Below are 19,302 nucleotides of genomic sequence, written 5' to 3'. Positions count from 1 at the left end.
ATCAGGGTTCTATTGAGGGGAAAGTCAACCGTGTCGTGGTGCGGGACCTGTGCCGCTTCTGCGTACGCGTTCGCCTGGTAGCGAGGGCCTCCTTGCCTACTCTGACGGTAGCGAAGGAGGCTTTCGCTACCGCCAGATGTGATCCCTGGTGACGGTGAGACGACTGTGACCTCGGCGGCCGGTCGTGAAGGCCAAGGCGTAACTCGCGTGCCTGGGGACGTAACTCGGGAGTGCGGAGTCTGAACACGCGAGATCCGGGTTTGAGCACGCAAGTGCGGTGTCGCGTCACCCAGCCACCGTCTCGCCCGAGACACGCTACGTTTGCCTTACCCCTCAATAACCCTCTTTGCCACTCGCGGCCTAGCTCAGAGTCGTACATATGGGCATAAATTAGGCATCTAGCCGCCAGAAAGCGTCCTTTATGGACGCACGTGGAGCGGCGAAACCAACAAAGTCACGCCATATTTGACTTGCCCCTCGACATTAGGTCCCTTGAACCGGGCCGGTGAGGACGAGGTGATGATGTCGTCCTCACCGATCCCGGCCGTCCGGATCAAGAAAACGGAAGGTGCCTCTCTCTCAATCGAGTCCAAGGTGTCTTCGCCGGCGAGGAGGGCATATACAGCAGGCTATCGAGGCCCGACCACTGTGCATGACCGAGACCTTGTATTCGATCGCTCAGCACTGCCAGGCTGAATCGACCGCGTATTGCCGTCGTTCTGTCGCACGGCCGCGGCACCGTAACTGGGGAATTCATCCTGGAGGTTTGTTTCCACATGTCCATTTTCCGTCCGATGAGGCGCGCCAAAGGGCTCGCTGTCGCCGGAACACTCGCGGCCGGGCTCGGCCTGGCGGCAATCCCGTCGGCCGACGCCGCACCGTCGCTCCCGATCGACACCACCGGGGGCGCGCACTTCGCGGTCCTCGTACCGAAAGGCACGCCGTTCGATTTGGCCGAGATGGCGATCGGCGCTCACGAGGGCTCCATCGTGCAGCGGTGGCCACAGATCGGGGTGATCATCGCCCGCTCCAAGCGAGCGGACTTCGCCACGAACGTACGCAAGGAGAGCGGTGTCGTCGGAGTCGGCGCCACCAGGAACAAGGCCGAACTGGCACGCCGCAGCCAGGGTTCCGCGCCGATCTCGCCAAAGATCGAGGAACACGCCGCGCGCGGCCAGCGCACGCCGGCCGCCGCCGAACCCTTGGCCGCCAACCAGTGGAACATGAAGCTCATCGGCGCGGATCAGGCCAACGAGATCAACCAGGGCAGCCGTGACGTCCTTGTCGGCATCCTCGACAGCGGCATCGATTCGTCCCACCCCGACCTGAAGAACAACATCGACAAGTCCGCATCGGTCAACTGCGCCAACGCCGGTGTTCCGGACCAGACGGAGTCGGCCTGGCAGGACGAAGTCGGGCACGGCACCCACGTGGCCGGCATCGTGGCGGCAGCCAAGAACGGCGTCGGTGTCGCGGGTGTCGCACCGAACGTGCGTCTTGCTTCGATCAAGGTCGGCGGCACGGAAGGCTTCATTTATCCCGAGTCCGCTATCTGCGGGTACATCTGGTCCGCCGACCATGGCGTGGACATCGCCAACACCTCGCTGGCGATCGACCCCTGGTATCTGTGGTGCAAGGCGGATCCCGACCAGGCCGCTGTCACTGAGGCGATTCGCCGGTCCCTTGCGTATGCCACCAGTCATTCGGTCACTCCGGTCAGCTCACTGGGCAACAACAACTGGGACCTCGCGCACGACATCGTCGACTCGAAGAGCCCGACCAACGGCCCCACCGTGACCCGGAACACCGACTCCTCCTGCCTTACCCTTCCTGCCGAATTGACAGGAGTCATCGGGGTTTCCTCGGTCGGTTCGGCGAAGTCCCGTTACTACAACTCGAACTACGGCACCGGACTCGCCGACCTCACCGCTCCGGGAGGTGACAAGAAGTTCCAGATTCCGGCGACCCCGGACGCGAACGGACAGGTTCTCTCCACGCTGCCCGGCGGACAGTACGGCTACCTGCAGGGCACTTCCATGGCCGCGCCCCACGTCACCGGTGTGCTGGCCTTGCTCAAGAGTCGCAATCCGGCGTTGTCCGGGGACACCCTCAAAGCCGCTGCCGAGGCTGGGGCGGAGATACTCCCCTGTCCCACCGGAGGCGTGCACGATCCGGGCGGGACGGGCGAGTTCCGGGCTGTGTGCGAAGGCGGATCCACCGGCGCCGGCTTCTACGGCAAGGGATTGGTCAACGCACTCAAAGCAGTTCGCTGAACCGGCGATCCTTCTGAGCAAGAGTAAAAGAACAAGTTGACGGAAAGCCGATCGGCTGATGGAATTCTCGAAGAGCATCCATCAGCCGATTCGGCATGCGCGGACAAAACATCGCCCAGCACACCGAAATCTGAAGTTAACACGAACGAACCGTCTTTCCATGGCCGCAGCGAACTCCCGAAGTTACCGTCGAACTCGTGAAAAAGGAAAGCCTGGCGGGAAACAGGAATTGGTGGCGCTGGTCGGCCGCTGTCGGCCTGGTACGGATGCCGCCGGCGATGGCCGCACTGGCGCTGGCCTTCGCGGGAGTCCATGTCACCGGCTCCTACGGGATCGGCGCCGCGCTGGCGGCATGTTACGCGTTGGGTGAGGCAGTATCGGCACCTTGGCGTGGCCGATCCCTCGACAATCGCGCCCCACGGACCGGGATCGCGCACATGACCTGGGCGCTGCTCGGTTCCGCCGCCACGCTCTCGACACTCGCGTGGGCGGTATGGGGCCGGTGGCCGGTCGCCTGGCTTTTCGCCCTGACCGCGGTGGCCGCCATCCTGCCGTCCGGCTTGCCCGGCGGCTTCCGTGCGATGCTCACCGGTTTGCTGGACCCTGTCCGGCTGCGCTTCGCTTTCAGCTGGGACGCGGCGATTCTCGAAGCGGAATGGTTCTTGGCTCCGCTGGTCGTCAGTGCCGTCCTCGTCGCCGGTCAGCCCGCCCTCGCGCTGGCGGCGATGGCAGGGTGTGCTCTCGCGGGAGCCGCGATGACCCGCAGGTTGGCCGGTGTCACTCCCGAAAATGGACCTCCACCTGCGACGCTTTCGCCGGGAACCGACGAGGCTCGCCGGGCATGGAGGTCTCCGGCAGCCTGGCCCACCTACCTCACCTCCCTCAATCTCGGTCTCGCCGAAGGAGGCCTGATCGCGGTGCTCCCCGCCTTGCTGCTGAGCCTGGGAACGTCCTCGACGATCGCCGGCGTTTTCGCGGCGGCGATCTCGGCGGGGAGCTTTCTCGGGGGCGTATTGCTCGCGGCCCTAACGAACAGACTCGTCGGCCGGGCCTCGATACAGGCGGATATCGCACTCGTGCTCATGGGCCTGTTCCTGCTTCCCGCTATCGCCCTGTCATCGGCGCCGTGGCTGGTGGGACCACTGGTCGCCGGGGGGTTGTTCATCGCTCCGGTGAACGCGTTGCGCAGCCAGGCTCTGGAACGCGCGCTCCCGATGGACTCCCGCAGCGAAGGCTTCTCGATCCAGTACGCCGCTCACGGCCTGGGTGTAGCGCTGGGGTCGTTCCTCGTGGCGATCCTGGTGTCCACGAACCCACAGACGGCGCTAGCCGCGATCCTGCTCGTCCCGATCGCCCTCGCGGTCGTATCCCTCACGATCCGGCGGTCCGGCAAACGTGAGACCTTGGCCGCGGTCGACTGACCCCCGAAACTCAGACCCCGGTCGGGTACAGCTTCTCGGCTGCTTGCCGGAGCGCCATGACAGTGGGTCGTTGGCTCCCGTTGACATGCCAGGCGAGCGCCGAGGTGCAGGGAGGGATGTCCACCACGTCGAGAAACACGATCCCCGGCCGGGGGAAGAACCTTCTCACGGCCGACGGCAGGAACGCGATGGCCTTGTCCTGCGCTACCGTGGCCAACAGAGATTCGACGTCCCTCACGACCGGTCCGTACTTCACCGGAGAACCGTCGGGTCGTGGGTCCACGGCCCAGAACTTCCTCCATGCCGGCGGACATTCGTGAGGAAAGTCGATCACCACGCGGTCCCGCAGCTCCGCGAGTGACACCTCGTGCCTGCCCGCCAGCGGATCGTCCGCCGGCAAGCACACGATACGAGGCTCCGTCGACAGATGATGCGTCTGGATTTGCTCCGGGGCCGGCGGCCGGCAGAAGACGACGTCCACCTCTCCGGCGTAAAGGCTCTGAAAGTGCTCTGTGACGCTCAGCAGTCGAACCTCGACCTGCAGATCAGGATGCTGCTCGATCGCCTCAGCCAGCACCAGGCGAGTGTGTTCCATCGCGGCTTCGGCGCCGATCGTGCCCACGACCACTTTCCCCATCGCGGCTCGGGTGTACTCGGTCGCGACACGATGCAGCACCTGCGTCGCCGTGACTATCGACTGCGCCTCGGCCAAGATCGCCTTGCCCGCCGCCGTCAGCTCCACGGTGCGATTGGTGCGAGTGATGAGCTGGATGCCGAGACGTTGTTCCAGGGCGGTGAACTGCCGGCTCAGCGCGGGCTGGCTCATGAACATCCTCGTGGCCGCACGGCCGAAGTGCAGCTCTTCGGCCAGCACAAGAAAAATACGTAGCTGGTGCACCGTGGGCGCACTCCAATGATCCATCTCTGCCTCATCCCCAGTTCGCCCCGCACCGGCTAGAGCCGAGCAGGACCCAGAAAGCAACTATCCGTGATTCGTCCAGTGCGAGGGCGCCCGTCCGAATTCGACGACGGCTTCGCTCAACGCCGTCTACTGCTTCTGCGCCGGACAGGGCGGCGGATCCCGCAGGGGATTACGAACGACCATATTTCAGATTCAACTCGCCGGTTCCCTTGCAACACCGAGCGCCGATCACTTATTCTGTTCGGCAGCGCCGACCAGCCTACGCTGACACGAACCTACGGGCCACTTCCAACGCGACCGTCGACGCCTCTTCGGGAACAGCCGGGCCCATACCGAAGAAACCCTTGTCAGACCCGTCGTACTGTACCGAAACAAACCGATTGCCATCTTGTACGATGATCGTGACCAGAGTTGCCTCATCCAGCTGCACTATCGACTCGACCGCTTGACCCCCAAGTGCTTCCAGTGGTTTGACCTCACGCATGGTCGGCAGCTTCGCGAAGTAGTACCTCAGTGCCGCGTCGACGCCGTCGCAATCTTTGACACGGACGACCAATTTCCGCTCCCGCGACTTACTTGCCCCTTTAAGGGTGACAAAGTCGCACGAAATCATCCGCTCCCCCGCGCCGGACAAAATCGTGGACACGGTCGGATTCGTGGTTCCAGCCGTTTCCAGCAGACCGCCGGGAATCTGACATTCGGGGTCCACCCGGAGGTTTGTGGCATCGGCGCCGATCGGACCGGCCAGTACCACTATCCGCGACGTCGCATAGACCACAAACAAGACCAGCACCATTGCGGCACCGATGGTCGCGACGATGAAGCCCGTGCGCCGCTTCCTCAGCTGCGGATAATACATCGCGTTCCTCTGACAGTAGAGAATTGCCATTCTGACTCGACCGTCACCATTTTCGGACAGCGGTCGAACTTCGGGAAATAAGAACGCGGCCCCGGAGGCCGTGAAGGGGAGAGCCACCGGGACCGCCGCCCGAAACGGCCCGTCGGGAGATTTCTCGGCCGCTTCGAAGTATTCAGAGCGCTGGGCGATCACTCACGCAGACCGCTCAACCCCCGGAAACATGAATAGTTCTTGCCCTTGTGTTCATCACGTCTTCCTGACCCCCAATATGCACGACTCAACGCGTGAATCACAACCTACTCTTCCTTGCCAAGCGAGGGCGTGAAGTTGAGGAGTACGAGCGATGCAAGAGAGCAACCGAATGATACCGTTTCGGATATCGACCATGAATGCGACGCGGATGCGCCGAGTATGGTACCCCGCTGTCACCCGAGATCATCGGGTTTCCAGTCAGGCTTTCAACAAGAAGGAGACCATGCGGCCGGGAGCGATGGACAGACCACCGAAGGCCGTTGCTGTTCACCCTTTCGATTGCCAGGCGGCGAGCGCGGCCTGACGAACGGCGATGACTGCCGGCCGGTTCTCCGCGGTGACATGCCAGGCCAGCGCCGAGGTGCACGGACTCAAGTCGACGACGTCGAGATACTTGATTCCCGGACGAGGGAAGAGAATTCGAGCCGCAGAAGGCTGAAACCCGATCATCCCACCCCTGGCGATCAACGCGAACAGGGACTCGACATCGGAGACGACGGGTCCATATCGGACCGGCACGCCACTCGGACGTGGATCAGCCGCCCAGAAGTCGCGCCAGACTTTGGGGCATTCCGGGGGGAACGAGACCACGACCCGGTCGTCCAGATCAGCCAGTCGCACACTGTCCTTGCCCGCCAGCGGGTCGTCCGCCGCCACACAAACCACTCGGGGTTCGCTGTTGAGATGCAACGTCCGGATGTCCTCCGCCGCGGGCGGACGACAGAACACCACATCCGCTTCACCGGTGCTCAAACTCAAGTACTGGTCACCCAAACCCAAGAGCCGCACGTCCAGTTCCAGCGCGGGATGGCGCCTGCGCACCTCGTCGAGGATCGTGACGGTATGCGCCATCGTCGCCTCCGCACCGACCGTGCCGATCACCACTCTGCCCGCCAGACCGCGGGTATGATCCCCGGCCAGACGCTGGAGCCTGCGCATCGCGTGCACCACCATGCGGGCGTCCGGCAGGATGGACAGACCGGCCGCCGTGATCGAAGTCGTGCGGCTGGTGCGGGAGACCAGTTCGACACCGAGCCGTCGTTCCAGCGCGCTCAGCTGACGGCTCAGCGCGGGCTGACTCATGTAGAGTCGCGCCGCGGCCCGGCCGAAATGCAGCTCTTCGGCAAGTACGAGAAACATTCGTAATTGGTGCACGGTGGGAGCCGCCCGATCCCCGACATCACCTGTCATGTCCGCAGGCTACTCCAAGGACCAGCGGATATCGGCACGACTCAATTCACTGCGCACTTCGGTGACATTCCCGGTCGCCGACCTTCACGTTTATCACGAATATTATTCAGCTTGTCGGCCGGTCAACAGTGGAGTTCGATGCTGTCAGCGTCGACCGCGGCACTCGGCGCCACAGCACGGTCGCCGCCACACCAGTCATCACTATGAGCGTGCCAGATGCGGCGATGCTCACGGCCGGTCCGACCAATGACGTCAAAGTGCTCGCGGCGAGAACCGCGACCCCTGTCGACCCGGCCAGCAACGCATTGAAGAGGCCCATGCATTGCCCCCGCAGCGCGGCCGGGACGAGTCGGCTGAACGTCGCGCCCACGACGACCAGATACGCCGCGCACGCTCCGGCCACCATGAACACCACGGCCGACAAGACCAGCCCTGGACGGGCGAGGCACACCAGAAGCGGAAGGCCTCCCGCGGCGGCGAGCGGCGCCATCAACGCGAGCCGTCCTTCGGCGGAGATGAACCGGCTGCCCAGCACGGAGGCGCCGAGAGCCATCCCGGCCGGGTCTGCCGCCATCAACAACCCGGCTTCCCAGGCCCCGCCGCCCATCTCGGCGATATAGGCGGCCGCGAGACCCTCCGGCACCACGGTCACTCCGAGAAGGGACGCCAGCAAGGCGAGAACCCGCAAACCGGGATGCTTCCAGATGACACGGACCACCTCCCGGCTGGACCGCCAGTAGCCACCCCGCGCCGCCGCCGGGGGTGACCAAGGTCCTACGTACCGGGCGACGACAACCGCGGAAACGAGACAACAGATCGCATACGTCGCCAAGGCCACCTCGGGCGCGATGCCGCTCAGAGCACCTCCCAGCGCGAACCCTGTGATCTGGGCGATCTGCTGCGTCACAAGCCTCAGTGACTGGCCCGTGATCAGAAGATCTCCCGGAAGCACATCGGGCAACATGGCTCCCCGGGCCGCCTTCGCCGGTAGCGCCACCAGTTGCAAGCCCAGCAGCAGGCAGAGCGACAGCGGCAACGGCAGCCCGGGGACCGCCATGAGACCGGCCAGCACGGCACGCGCCAGATCACCGGCCACCAGGAGGGCGCGGCGCGAGTATCGGTCGGCGACTCCCGCGATGAGCGGACCCGCCACCGCGGGCAGGAACGTCAACGCGTAGGTCAGCCCGGCGAGTGCCCCCGACCCCGTACGGGCAAGCACGAGAACGGCCATCGCCACCCTCGCGAGCTGTTCACCGGCCGAAGCCACGATCTCGGCGATCCACAGGGCCCGGAAGTCTTCGATCGCGAGCGCCGCCCGCCAGCCGCGCGACTCACCACGAACCGTCAAGTCGACCTTTCATACAAGGCAGCTCTGATGCCGCACCATCCGGAAATCTGTCACACGATTGACAATCCCGGACATCATCTATCACCTGTCACGAACAACACGGCTACAGCTCGTAGTCGAAGACGTAGGTGTGTTCGCCTTCCGGCGAACGCTTGATGTCCATCTTGGCCTTGAGTCCCTTCAAGTCGCCGCCAGCCGAGTCCGCAACGACTTCGATGATCGCGACCCCGCCTCCGGCATTCCCGTACGCGGTGTGGCGCAGTACGAAGTCACCTTCGCGATCGTCGATTTTCGCGCGTACCCGCTCCATTCCCACATACGAGACCGAGCCATTGTGAGCCAGCACTTGAAGCAGGTTCGCTTCGCTCACGCCCTGAATGCCGCCCTCGAAGGTCTTGGTGTTCCGTACGCGAAGCAAGCTGACGCCGTTTTGCTCGTCGTAAACTTCCTCTTCCCAGCTGCCCAGGTCGAACCGGCCGGTCACTTCGTTCATAGACTCTCATCATTTCCGTGTGTGCAGGCACCGCCGCGGCGGTGCGCGATCCCCATCGGGGGAACAGCGTTACTTTGCCGCCACGCGTTCGCAACAGGCAAGACCGGCACAATGCAATTGAAGTCGTGATCCATATCCTGACGGTTATCCGCCGGGGCGCCTTACTACCCAGCGAAATGGATCAGTCACCCATACACTCGAGCCCGGGCCTCGGATCACGAGTTGCGAGCGGCCGGACGCCGTCCGAACATGGCCACTCCACCGCGGGACGAAAGCGCCAGGGCTCCACCGAGTGGTGGGCCACGACAGCGAGGAGGACTGGGATGAGCCCCGCAGGGACCTCCGGCGCGGTGGGCCGGATTCCGGCGGAGTTGACGACCTTCGTCGGCAGGACCGCCGAACTGCTTCGGCTGACGGAGGCAGGCCACAACGGCCCGATGGTGACCTTGACCGGCCCTGGAGGAGTCGGCAAGTCACGCCTCGCGGCGCATTTCGCGACTTCGGCACAGGCAGGATTCCCCGACGGCGCATACTTCGTGGCGCTGGCCGATCTCAACGACCCGGAGTTGCTGGCGAACACCGTCGCCGAGGCACTGGGACTGACGGATCGCTCGGCCCGCCCGGCGGTCGAAGTGCTGGTCGACTGGCTGCGAGATCGACGCGCCCTGCTGATCCTGGACAACTGCGAGCACCTGACCGGCAGCTGCGCCCGGCTGGCAAACTCCCTCCTGACGCGTTGCCCGCGTTTGGCGATCCTGGCGACCAGCAGGCATCCCTTGAAGGTGACCGGCGAGCAGGTCTTGCCCGTACCGCCTCTCGCCGTCCCCCGGCCGAGGATGGACCTGCGGGAACTGCTGGCGGTAGACGCGGTGCGCTTGTTCGCCGATCGTGCGTCGGCCGTCCTGCCCTCGTTCGAGATCAGCGAGAGCAATGCCGAGGACGTGGCCCGGCTGTGCGAGCGCCTGGAAGGTGTGCCGCTCGCCATCGAGCTCGCCGCCGTGCGAATACGGGCGCTGTCGGTCCGGCAGATCACGGAACGCCTGGACCGGCAGCTCGCGCTGCTGACCACGAGCGCGACGAGGCACGGTCCGGAGCGGCACGGAACACTCCGGGCGATGATCGACTGGAGCCATCAGCTGTGCTCCGCGCCCGAACGCCTGCTCTGGGCCCGGCTGTCCGTGTTCTCCGGAGGCTTCGAGGCCGATGCCGCCGCGGCTGTGTGCTCCGACGCCGGACTGACGGCCGCACAGGCACTCGAGCTCATCGACAGCCTGGTCGACAAGTCGATCCTGATCCGCGATGAGCGAGACGATGTCGTGTGGTACCGCCTCTTGGAGACGATCCGTCAGTACGGTCACGAGAAGCTCACCGCCGCGGGCGACGCGGCCCGTATGCGGCGGCGCCACAGTGATTGGTACCTGGCCCTCGGCCGGCAGTGCGGGCAAGCGTGGATCGGCCCGGACCAGCTGAGCTGGAGCCGGCGGCTGCACCGCGAGCACGCCAACTTGCGGGCGACACTGGACTTCTGCGGCGAGAACCCGGACGACGCCGTCGACGGGATGTCCATGGCGTTCCAGATCAAAGAGTTCTGGCTGATCCATGGCCTCACCTCGGAGGGCAGGCTGCATCTCGGCAAACTGCTCGACGCGGCTCGCCCGGACGCCCCGGGGCGCGCGAACGCCCTGCTCACCTATACCTTTCTCGCCTTGATCCAAGGGGAGCGGCCCGCCTACGAAACGGCATTGGAACAGACAGCGCAAGCCGCCGAGCAGGAACGCGACGACTCCGTCAAGGCCTACCTCCTGCTCGTTCGCGGCTACGACGCCCTGACAGCGGACCGCATGGCCGAAGCCGCCGACCTGTTCGCGCGATCCGGTGCGTGGCAGCACGAACTGGGCGATCTCAGCGGTGAGCTGTGGGCACGCTTCAACCACGGCATTTCGACCGGGCTCTCCGGCGACCTCGAACGCGGGCGCCGGATACTGCGTGAATGCGTCGCCGAGTACGCCTCCCGCGGCGAGATCTTCTGGCGATCGTGGGCGCTGTGGTCCTTGGGCGCCACCGAGTACCTCGTCGGCGACCTCGAGCGAGCACGCGAGGCCTGCCACGAGACCCTTCAGCTCGAACAAGAAGTACAGGACAAGGCCATCCTCGCCTTCGTCCTCACGGTCAGCGCGGGTGTCGCCGCCCGCAGCGGGCAGCTCCGGCGGGCGGCGACGGTGTTCGGTGCGGCGACGGCGATGTGGGCGACGATCGGCATGTCCCCGGCTCGGTACGCGGCCTTCACCGACCCGATCCAGAAGGACACCGAAACCGTCACCACCCAACTCGGTCTCGACGCCGCCGCGGCGGCCTTCACCAGGGGATACACCATGCCCCCGCACGAAAGCATCGCTTACACCCTCGCTGAGCGGAATCCCTCGCCGCAGACCGGCGCTCGCCACCCGTTGACCCCACGCGAGACCGAAGTCGCCGGCCTGGTCGCCCAGGGCATGACCAACCGTCAGATCGCCGAAACGCTCGCCATCAGCCAGAGGACCGCCTCTACTCACGTCGACCACATCATGACCAAGCTGAACGTCACCAACCGGACTCAGATCGCCACCTGGGCCATCACCGGAGCGCCCGACTGACCGGGGCACTGCCCCGTGAACATGCCGTGGTCAGTTCGCCCAAGCCGCGCGAACAGGCACGGCTTCGTCATGCAGGAACTCTTCGAACGCGCGAGGCGGACGACCGATGAGGTCAGCGACGGCCGTCGTCGTCGCGGCGAGCTTGCCCTCAGCGACCTCCGTGAACAACTCGGCGACGTCTTGGGCGAATGCCTCGGGCAGTCCTGCCGAGGCGAGCCGGTCGGCGAAAGCCTGGGCGGGCAGATCGACATATCGGATCTCCCGGCCCGCCACCGTTGACAGCCTGGCGGCGATCTCGGCGTGGGTCAGCGCCTGCGGCCCCGTGAGCACGAACGTCTCGCCATGCCGCGGCTCCCCGGTCAGCAGCGCCGCCGCGCAGGCGGCGATATCCACGCAATCGACGTAGGACACCCGGCTATCACCGTAGGCACCGAGAATGTTCCCGTCTTCGACGAACAGCCCGGCGCCGGTGCGGAAGTTCTGCATGAATCCGCTCGGCTGCAGAAGGCTCCAGCCGATGCCGGAGGCCTTCAAGTGTTCCTCGATGACCCCGTGCGCACCTTCCGCCAACCTCCCACCCTCGCGCGCGTGCCATACCGACACCTTCACGATGTGGTCGACACCGGCCTCGACGGCCGCGTCGATCACGCTTCGTTGCTGGCGGATCATCGGCTGCTCGCCGTTCACGGGCTGGGCACCGCCGGCGTTCAGGAACACCCGGTCCGCGCCTTTGACCGCGGCCGCGATCGAGTCCAGGTCATCGAGGTCTCCGACGACGTACGGGCAGCCCAGCTCGTCACCGGTCTTCGCGTTCCGCACGAAAGCGGTGATATCGCTGTCACGCAGGCTGCGGACAAGGTGCCGACCGATACTTCCGGATGCTCCGGTGAGCAGGATCATCGTGGTCTCCAGCTAAAGTGAGGCTGTCTCGACTAATAAGTCGAGGGTAGCTCAAGTTAAGCGGGAGCAAGCGTGAATCCCACGAGGCGGCCAAGAGCCGACGGACGTCGTAACCGTGAGCGGCTGCTCGCAGAGGCTGACGTGATGTTCCGGGAACGCGGTGTCGGCGCACCACTGGACGGTGTCGCTCGGCGGGCGGGCGTGGCGATCGGGACGCTCTACGGGCACTTCCCAGACCGCAGGGCATTACTCGAAGCGCTGCTTCGGGACCGGAACGAGGCGCTGTTCGATGCCGGGGAGAAGCTGACCGGCCAGCCACCGGAAGCTGCGCTGCGCCGCTGGGTCGACCTGGTGGTCGAGCACGCCGCCACCTACCAGGGTCTCGCGGCGATGCTGGCGGACGGCGCCGACGACGAGGCCTCGGAACTTCACACGTCCTGTGCTCGGATGACGGCGATCGGCGAGCAACTCGTCGCCAACGCGGCCGGCACTGGAGTGTTGCGCCCAGGGGTGACCGGCGCGGACCTCTTCGCCCTGATGAACGCCGGAGCGTGGACACGAGAGCACGTGTCCGCCGACCAGGCGGACCGTCTGGTCGGCTACGTCATCGACGGAATGTTGGAGGCCCGTCCAGGATCGTGAATCCCTCGCTCGCTTCCCGATCGCCTTCAGCCGCCCGCCTGGCTTTGAGCAGGATGAACAGATGGCGGGAAGCGTCGAGAAGATCGCTTCGCAGTTCGTCGGTCCGATCCAGGGCCGCGTGCGCGAAGGCCCCCCGCAGATAGTCGAGGATCGCCGGATCCTCCGCCGCGAGCAGTTGCTCGAGGCTGATCGCGGAGCCCGCGAGCCGTTGCATGAATATCCCCACGTCGGCCGGGCCGGACGCGACGGTGAGCATCACCACGAGTTCCTGCAGTTGTTTGTGCAGGAGAAAGAGACCGTCCAGTGTCGACTTGCCGTCGAGCCGGTTCATGTCGCCGTCCTTCCGCACCGCGGTTCTCGGAGGGTACGTACGAGATGACGAACACACCGTTGTCCCATGCCGGGAAGGCTGTCCGGCTCGACCGGAACACGCACCGGCAGAATAAGAACCGAGCTCTCCACTCGATCGCCTGTGGACCATTTCATAAGACAGTTACACCTGGGTGGCTCTCGACACAGTCGCCGGACGGGACAGTCACCGCGACCACCCCCGCTCGCCCGGATACTTCACGAACAGCGAAGTGTTTCGACGAATCGATTCAACACCCGGCGCGTCACCACGGCAGGAACCAAGCCGCGATTCGGCTATGACTCTTGCTCGAGGATCGATAACCGGCCGCACATCGATCCACGTCCACGCACATCGCGCTCGCACCCCAGTCGAACCATGCTTGACCGAAACACTCCGTGCCTGTGCGGTGTCAGACCGGTCCGGTGGGCACGTATGGCCGGTCTATCCGGTACACGTGATGACGGACGTCAACCGCTGGGTTACCCGGTTCGATCTCACCGCTGCCGACCCTGGCCATACCGGCCTTTTCGAGTGTGCGCCAGTAGGCGGAATTGCCCACGTGCGCAGCGACGATGACACACTCGGCATCCTCATGATCAGCCCAAAGGTTGTCGAGGGCGGAGGAAACCATCTCGGTACCGAGTCCTCGACCGATGTTCGCCGCGTCGCCGATGAGAAATCCGAACGTCATCGCGCCCGTCGGCACCAAGGTGATCTCGGCCAGATCGAGCAGACCGACGGGGTAGTCGCACAGGAACGAGCGCCGCCCGAGTCCGACAGGCACATCGTCCACGACGGCCATGAGATCCTCGTTGGGTTCTTCACGACGCGCGGACGGCCCGAAAGCACGTTCAACCGCTTCCAGCGGTGCCTCTCGGGACCACCACCGGGATACATGGGGAGCCGCCAGCCATCGAGACAGCAATGGGAAGTCATCCGGAGTGACATGCCTCCAAGTCAACACGCCGCGGACATCAGCACAGCGAAGCCCGGCCCCGGGTTTGTCATCGTCTCCCTATTTTCTCCGACACTCAAAGGCACCTGGAACACAAAAGTCATCCAAATGAAGGCGACTGATTGAAGTCGAACTGAATCCGAAGACCGCCTTGGCGCCCGTCCTCTGACCGGCCGGCACACCGCTACCCTCGGGTAAGCCCGCTATTGCGTTCGTGTTAACAGTTCCCCGCAGCTGCCCGGGAGGCTGCTCGCGGTCAACAGATCCGTACCATCATGATCTGTGCCGATCGAGCAGTCCGCCAGCGTGATCACCGTGACCTACATGGAGTCCTCCGGCGAATGGAGGGTCTCACTCACTGCTTCAGACAAGGTTTTCACCACCCGGGCAGCGGATCTGCTCGACGCGAGAGGCCGAGTCGACAGGCTTATCGGAAAACTCGCGAAAGAAGGTATCAGCGGGACTTCTGTTCATATGATCGACGGTAGTGCCGTGGCATTCACGCGCGCCTACTTGACGGCGAAATTCCAGATCTCCGAAGATGTCACGCACGCCACCGAACGATGACATCGTCGGTGTCGCAGGCGCCGGTCGTTCATGGTGCCGTAGCCGCTGCGGATCCCTGATTCACGGCTACGGCAGGCCGTCACCCAGTCAGGTATCCTCCGCTGGCGTCGACATCGGTTCCGGTCACAGCACTCGACTCGGGCGAACTGAGCCACATCACTACGGTCGCCATCTCCTCGGGCCGCACGATGCGTTTGATCGGGTAGTCCTGCGCGATCTGTTCGTAGGTCACCCCGAACGCTTCGGCGGCACGGCGAAGCATGGGAGTGTCCACCGCACCGGGCGCGAACGAGTTCACCCTGATGTTCTTGTCCGCGTACTCGAGGGCGGCGACCTTCGTCAAGGACGCGACCCCGTGTTTGCTCGCGTTGTACGGCGCGATCGTGGCGAACCCGACTTCCGCGGAGATCGACGCGGTATTGACGATGACCCCGCCGCCCCGCGCGAGCATGTGCGGGATTTCGTATTTCATTCCCAGGAATACACCGGCGGTGTTCGTACGCCAGACATTCTCCAGATCGGCTAACGTCTGTTCCGCGAGAGGCGCCGCACGCGGACTCTCGATACCCGCGTTGTTCACAGCGATATCCAAGCGGCCGTATCGGCGCACGCAGCCCTCGACGAACGCGCGGACGTCCGCCTCGGCGCGGACGTCCGTCCGATGGAACGTCGCCTCACCGCCGCTGGCCCGGATGCTGTTCGCCACCTCCCTGCCCAGCTGTTCGCGACGGCCGCAGAAGTACACCTTCGCGCCCTCCGCGGCCATCGCGCGTGCCGTGGCGGCACCGATACCCGAGGTGGCTCCGGTGATCAGAACGACCTTGCCGTCGAATCTGCCCCTCCGCGAGGTGACAGCGGAAGCGGTGGCGACCGGTCCCAGAGTGCCGGCAGCGAGACCCAGCGCTCCCGCGGCCAGCACCCGGCGTCGTGACGTTGCTCCTTCGTTCATGTCTCAGTCCTGTTCCAGCCGGGCGGGGATCCTCGCGAGGGGGTATTGCCGCCAGAAGTAACGGTCCGCCGCATGCTGGTCGCCGGCGAAGTTGATCGCCTCGGCGATCTTCCGGTCACGGATGCGATAGGCCAGCGCCCAGGTGATGTCAAGGCCTGCCGGAGTGGTGCTCCACCCTCGATGGAGGTCGACCACCCACTCGCCGTCTGCGGCCAGGTACAGGATCTCGGCCCGAAACCCGGAGCGTCCGAGCTGTTCGAAGAAGGCGATCACCTCGTCCGGCCCCGTCTTCGTCCCCGCGAGCGGGTGATGCCCTGGAATCGTCCATCGGATGTCGGCAGTGAAGAACTGCCTCAACGCGTTGAGATCTCCAGAACCATAAGCTTGGTAGTAGCGGCGGATCAGGCTCACGTTCGGGTGTTCGCGCGCCGGCGCGGCCGAAGCCGTCCCGCCGGTCAACGATGTGGCCAGGAGCGCCGCGGCGCCTACACCGCCTGCGCGCAGGACCGCTGCCCTATCGATGGGTGTGCTTCGGTTTTCCACAGTCTGCTTCCTTCCGGAGTGGCCTTCCCAAGACAAACACCGGCGCTCCCGCGGGTCCAATACTCACGTTCATACGTATGGGGCATCGCGGAAGGCCTCGGCACCGGCTCGGCTCCGCGGGGATGGCCATCTGCACAGGCTCGCCCCGACGAGTGGCACTCGCACCTCTTCACGAGCGCCCGAAGTGGACGAATCGCCACCGAGCGTGAGCCGAAGCCAACATGAAGTCGCTCCGATCGATACTTGACCCGCACTCGTCGAACACTGGCTCGACGTCGACTTCCTTCTGTCGGCAGCCGCGGCCAGGGCGGGACCGCACCTTGCCGCTCGTGCCCCCAGCCGGGAGGTGAAGGTAGGCACCGCCTCCGACAGAAGTCGCTGTTGGCCGCGCAGTTCTGGTCTCCGCGGCCGGTCCCGTCCCCAGCGGGTGCCGCGGAGACCAGAACACCTCCATGGTGGTGCTTCACCTGGCCTTCAGGGTAGAGGTCGACTCATTCCCCTGGGTCATGCCTTACTGTGCATCGGTTATACCCGAAGAATCATCGACTTCATCTTGCGGGACCCACGTCAGCCGATGAGAATCAACCAGGACCGCCACAGATCTGCCCGACTTCAGTAATGGCGGAATTCCTCACAAATCGGAAGACACAGGAGAAGCTTGTCTTATGCTGGGGGTTGAAGACAGCTCATGCCATTCGCGAGACCATGTGGTCCGGGAACTCGAATTCGCGATCCTCGGACCCCTGACCGTCAAGCACGGAAATCATCCGATCAAGATCAGCAGCCCGAAGTTAAGGGTGTTGCTTTCATCACTTCTCTTGATGCCTAACAGGCCGGTGACGATCAGCCAGCTGACCAGCCGGCTTTGGGGTGACAACCCACCTGAGTGTCCGCGCCGGGCTGTCCAGTTGTACGTGACCCGGCTACGCGCGGTCCTCGGCCCCTCACGGGAGCTATTGACCACCGTGCCCAGTGGATACCAGCTGACGATCGCGCCCGATCGACTCGACCTCCTCGACTACGAGGAACTGGTCGCGGCCGCGGCAAATAGTCGTGACGACTCCGAACGTGCACGACTGCTGTCCGCGGCGCTCGAGCTATGGCGCGGTGATCCCTGTGAGGATGTCGCATTCGACAACCCGCCATCGACCGACCTCCGCCGGCTCATGGAGTCACGCTTGCAGGCCGAGGAAGACTACGTCGACGCCAAGTTGCGCCTCGGCGAGTACGGCGAGCTGGTGGGTCGGCTCCGCAGACTGACCACGGACGCGCCGCTCCGTGAGCGATTCTGGGTGCAACTCATCGGTGTCCTCCACTCCTTGGGCCGCCAGGCCGAAGCCCTGGCGACGTACGCGGCGATCGCGAGCCGGCTCGCCGACGAACTCGGGGTCCATCCCGGCGAAGAATTGCGCGCGGCCCACACGCGAGTCCTGGCCGACGACATCGACCCAGTGGTGCCGAACGGCCGGTCGGTATCCGCTTCTCCGGTCGTGCCACGCCAGGTACCACCGGGCACAGCGAAATTCACCGGTCGCGACGCATATCTTGCGCAATTGGACAAGTCCGCGTCCCCGATGGACAGTGGGACGCCGACGCTCAGACTGGTGACGGTGGATGGCGACCAGGGCGTGGGCAAGACAGCCCTCGCCGTACATTGGGCCCACCTCAGGGACCATCTATTCCCCGACGGTCAGCTCTTCGTGAACCTTCGGAGCACGCCAGGGTCGGCTCCGACCGATGCAGAGGAAGCCTTGGGAACGATGCTGCGCTCTCTCGGGCGATCGGATTCCGAAATACCGGACGAACTCGACGAACGCGCGGCTCTCTTCCGAACAATCACCGCCGGCCGCCGGATGCTGGTTCTGCTGGACGACGCCGAAGCCTTCAGCCAGGTTGTCCCTCTGTTGCCCGGGCCTGGGAACTCCGTCATCATCACGAGCAGAAGAAAGCTGGCGGAAGTCGCTGTAGCCTACGGCGGAGAGCGAATCGCGATGGATGTACTCATGCATGCCGAGGCATTGGAGCTCTTCGGGAAATTCGTGGGTGCGGAACGCGTTGCGACAGAGCGAGCCGACGCGGCATCCATTGTCGGGTACTGTGGATATCTTCCTCTTTCATTGGCCGCCGTCGCGGAATGCATCAGCGATGTCGCGACGATGTCGCAATTCGCCCAGAGACTCCTCGCGTGACCGGCGAGCAAGTGGTCGTCGTCACCGGTGCCGGGGGCGGAATCGGCGCAGCGACTACAAAATGGCTGCGCGAAGGTGGCTGGGTCGTCGTCGGCGTCGACCTGCTTCCGGCCGACGCCGACGTCTCGATCCAGCTGGACCTCCGTGACACACGTGCTCTGGTCGGTTTGTTCGATCAGGTCGAGGCCGAACTGCGGAGTCCGGCCGCGTTGGTCAACGCGGCCGGCCTGTACCGGGCGACCGGTCTTCTCGACACGACGCCCGACTACGTCTCGGAGGTACTCGCCGTCAATGTCACGGCCGCGATCATGTTGACCCGAGAACTGATCCGGCGGCGCCTGTCCATCGAGCAGCCCGCGTCCATCGTCAATGTCACCTCTGTGGTCGCCCGCACTGGCAGTGATGATCCCGCCTACGGCGCGTCCAAAGGCGCTTTGGTCTCCGCCACCAAGGGAATCGCCTCCGCATTCGGCCGATTCGGGTTCCGGGTGAACGCTGTCGCCCCTGGTGTGGTAGAAACAGGGATGTCGGCGGCCATTCCACGTGACCGCCTGCGGCACTACACGGACTCGATTCCTGCGGGGCGCTTGGGGCGGCCTGATGAGGTGGCCGCACCGATCGCGTTTCTTCTGTCCGAGGCGGCGTCCTATGTCAACGGCGCCGTTCTCGACGTCAACGGAGGATTGGCTTAACCAAGACAACGGCGAACATGCAGTGGTGGGGGGGGGGGGGGGGGGGGGGGGGGGGGGGGGGGGGTAGGGGGGGGGGGGGGGGGGGGGGGGGGGGGGGGGGGGGGGGGGGGGGGGGGGGGGT

General features: G+C 64.8%; 17 protein-coding genes. 7 read left to right on the top strand and 10 right to left on the bottom strand.

Going from position 1 to position 19,302, the window contains the following annotated elements:
• Nucleotides 1-794: 794 nt before the first annotated feature.
• Nucleotides 795-2,273 carry a S8 family peptidase gene (locus ACZ7KI_RS12405; RefSeq protein ID WP_470273230.1) on the top strand — a complete coding sequence of 493 codons (1,479 nt, stop codon included), beginning with the start codon at nt 795-797 and terminating at the stop codon, nt 2,271-2,273.
• Between the two features lie 197 nt (nt 2,274-2,470).
• A complete protein-coding gene (locus ACZ7KI_RS12400; RefSeq protein ID WP_470273229.1) occupies nt 2,471-3,694 on the top strand; it encodes an MFS transporter in 1,224 nt (407 codons plus the stop codon).
• Between the two features lie 10 nt (nt 3,695-3,704).
• Here ACZ7KI_RS12400 and ACZ7KI_RS12395 read toward each other — a convergent pair whose 3' ends face one another.
• The 5 genes from ACZ7KI_RS12395 to ACZ7KI_RS12375 all read right to left on the bottom strand — a co-directional run bounded on the left by ACZ7KI_RS12395 (nt 3,705) and on the right by ACZ7KI_RS12375 (nt 8,759).
• Nucleotides 3,705-4,616, bottom strand: coding sequence for a LysR family transcriptional regulator (locus ACZ7KI_RS12395; protein WP_470273228.1), 912 nt, complete (start codon nt 4,614-4,616; stop codon nt 3,705-3,707).
• Between the two features lie 259 nt (nt 4,617-4,875).
• Entirely contained in the window at nt 4,876-5,667 is a 792-nt protein-coding gene (locus ACZ7KI_RS12390) for a hypothetical protein (protein ID WP_470273227.1), read from the bottom strand.
• A gap of 327 nt (nt 5,668-5,994) precedes the next feature.
• Nucleotides 5,995-6,867 carry a LysR family transcriptional regulator gene (locus tag ACZ7KI_RS12385; RefSeq protein WP_470273226.1) on the bottom strand — a complete coding sequence of 291 codons (873 nt, stop codon included), beginning with the start codon at nt 6,865-6,867 and terminating at the stop codon, nt 5,995-5,997.
• A 157-nt stretch (nt 6,868-7,024) separates the two neighbouring features.
• A complete protein-coding gene (locus ACZ7KI_RS12380) occupies nt 7,025-8,266 on the bottom strand; it encodes an MFS transporter (RefSeq protein ID WP_470273225.1) in 1,242 nt (413 codons plus the stop codon).
• Between the two features lie 103 nt (nt 8,267-8,369).
• Nucleotides 8,370-8,759: a DUF3224 domain-containing protein gene (locus tag ACZ7KI_RS12375; RefSeq protein ID WP_470273224.1), complete on the bottom strand. Its 390-nt coding sequence runs from the start codon at nt 8,757-8,759 to the stop codon at nt 8,370-8,372.
• 323 nt (nt 8,760-9,082) lie between these two features.
• Here ACZ7KI_RS12375 and ACZ7KI_RS12370 point away from each other — a divergent pair, with 323 nt between their 5' ends.
• Nucleotides 9,083-11,392, top strand: coding sequence for a helix-turn-helix transcriptional regulator (locus tag ACZ7KI_RS12370; protein ID WP_470273223.1), 2,310 nt, complete (start codon nt 9,083-9,085; stop codon nt 11,390-11,392).
• 30 nt (nt 11,393-11,422) lie between these two features.
• Here the strand turns inward: ACZ7KI_RS12370 and ACZ7KI_RS12365 are convergent, their stop codons facing one another.
• The gene (locus ACZ7KI_RS12365) at nt 11,423-12,292 is read right to left on the bottom strand and encodes an SDR family oxidoreductase (RefSeq protein WP_470273222.1); all 870 of its coding nucleotides are present in this window, start codon (nt 12,290-12,292) and stop codon (nt 11,423-11,425) included.
• Between the two features lie 72 nt (nt 12,293-12,364).
• Between ACZ7KI_RS12365 and ACZ7KI_RS12360 the strand changes: the two genes are divergently transcribed.
• Complete coding sequence (locus tag ACZ7KI_RS12360) at nt 12,365-12,934, top strand: TetR/AcrR family transcriptional regulator (protein ID WP_470273221.1); 570 nt, start codon at nt 12,365-12,367, stop codon at nt 12,932-12,934.
• Here the strand turns inward: ACZ7KI_RS12360 and ACZ7KI_RS12355 are convergent.
• Both ACZ7KI_RS12355 and ACZ7KI_RS12350 read right to left on the bottom strand, forming a co-directional pair.
• Nucleotides 12,897-13,265, bottom strand: a complete 369-nt coding sequence (locus tag ACZ7KI_RS12355) for a hypothetical protein (protein WP_470273220.1) — start codon at nt 13,263-13,265, stop codon at nt 12,897-12,899. The genes ACZ7KI_RS12360 and ACZ7KI_RS12355 overlap by 38 nt on opposite strands.
• 430 nt (nt 13,266-13,695) lie before the next feature.
• On the bottom strand, nt 13,696-14,250 hold the full coding sequence (locus tag ACZ7KI_RS12350; RefSeq protein WP_470273219.1) for a GNAT family N-acetyltransferase: 555 nt from the start codon (nt 14,248-14,250) through the stop codon (nt 13,696-13,698).
• A gap of 273 nt (nt 14,251-14,523) precedes the next feature.
• Between ACZ7KI_RS12350 and ACZ7KI_RS12345 the strand changes: the two genes are divergently transcribed.
• Entirely contained in the window at nt 14,524-14,808 is a 285-nt protein-coding gene (locus tag ACZ7KI_RS12345) for a hypothetical protein (protein WP_470273218.1), read from the top strand.
• A gap of 79 nt (nt 14,809-14,887) precedes the next feature.
• Here the strand turns inward: ACZ7KI_RS12345 and ACZ7KI_RS12340 are convergent, their stop codons facing one another.
• Nucleotides 14,888-15,757 carry an SDR family NAD(P)-dependent oxidoreductase gene (locus ACZ7KI_RS12340; protein WP_470273217.1) on the bottom strand — a complete coding sequence of 290 codons (870 nt, stop codon included), beginning with the start codon at nt 15,755-15,757 and terminating at the stop codon, nt 14,888-14,890.
• Between the two features lie 3 nt (nt 15,758-15,760).
• A complete protein-coding gene (locus ACZ7KI_RS12335; RefSeq protein WP_470273216.1) occupies nt 15,761-16,300 on the bottom strand; it encodes a nuclear transport factor 2 family protein in 540 nt (179 codons plus the stop codon).
• Nucleotides 16,301-17,007: 707 nt separating this feature from the next.
• Here ACZ7KI_RS12335 and ACZ7KI_RS12330 point away from each other — a divergent pair.
• Both ACZ7KI_RS12330 and ACZ7KI_RS12325 read left to right on the top strand, forming a co-directional pair.
• Nucleotides 17,008-18,489, top strand: a complete 1,482-nt coding sequence (locus ACZ7KI_RS12330) for an AfsR/SARP family transcriptional regulator (protein ID WP_470273215.1) — start codon at nt 17,008-17,010, stop codon at nt 18,487-18,489.
• Between the two features lie 11 nt (nt 18,490-18,500).
• A complete protein-coding gene (locus ACZ7KI_RS12325) occupies nt 18,501-19,181 on the top strand; it encodes an SDR family NAD(P)-dependent oxidoreductase (RefSeq protein WP_470273214.1) in 681 nt (226 codons plus the stop codon).
• Nucleotides 19,182-19,302: the final 121 nt, after the last annotated feature.

It is taken from the genome of Amycolatopsis sp. NPDC039088 (genome assembly GCF_055598845.1).
This window is presented reverse-complemented; position numbering and strand designations above follow the sequence as displayed.

Excerpts from the sequence above, each read along its gene's own strand:
- ACZ7KI_RS12365 (WP_470273222.1), bottom strand. The coding sequence starts at position 12,292 with ATGATCCTGCTCACCGGAGCATCCGGAAGTATCGGTCGGCACCTTGTC.
- ACZ7KI_RS12405 (WP_470273230.1), top strand. The coding sequence starts at position 795 with ATGAGGCGCGCCAAAGGGCTCGCTGTCGCCGGAACACTCGCGGCCGGG.
- ACZ7KI_RS12370 (WP_470273223.1), top strand. The coding sequence starts at position 9,083 with ATGAGCCCCGCAGGGACCTCCGGCGCGGTGGGCCGGATTCCGGCGGAG.
- ACZ7KI_RS12385 (WP_470273226.1), bottom strand. The coding sequence starts at position 6,867 with ATGTTTCTCGTACTTGCCGAAGAGCTGCATTTCGGCCGGGCCGCGGCG.
- ACZ7KI_RS12355 (WP_470273220.1), bottom strand. The coding sequence starts at position 13,265 with ATGAACCGGCTCGACGGCAAGTCGACACTGGACGGTCTCTTTCTCCTG.
- ACZ7KI_RS12375 (WP_470273224.1), bottom strand. The coding sequence starts at position 8,759 with ATGAACGAAGTGACCGGCCGGTTCGACCTGGGCAGCTGGGAAGAGGAA.
- ACZ7KI_RS12395 (WP_470273228.1), bottom strand. The coding sequence starts at position 4,616 with ATGGATCATTGGAGTGCGCCCACGGTGCACCAGCTACGTATTTTTCTT.
- ACZ7KI_RS12340 (WP_470273217.1), bottom strand. The coding sequence starts at position 15,757 with ATGAACGAAGGAGCAACGTCACGACGCCGGGTGCTGGCCGCGGGAGCG.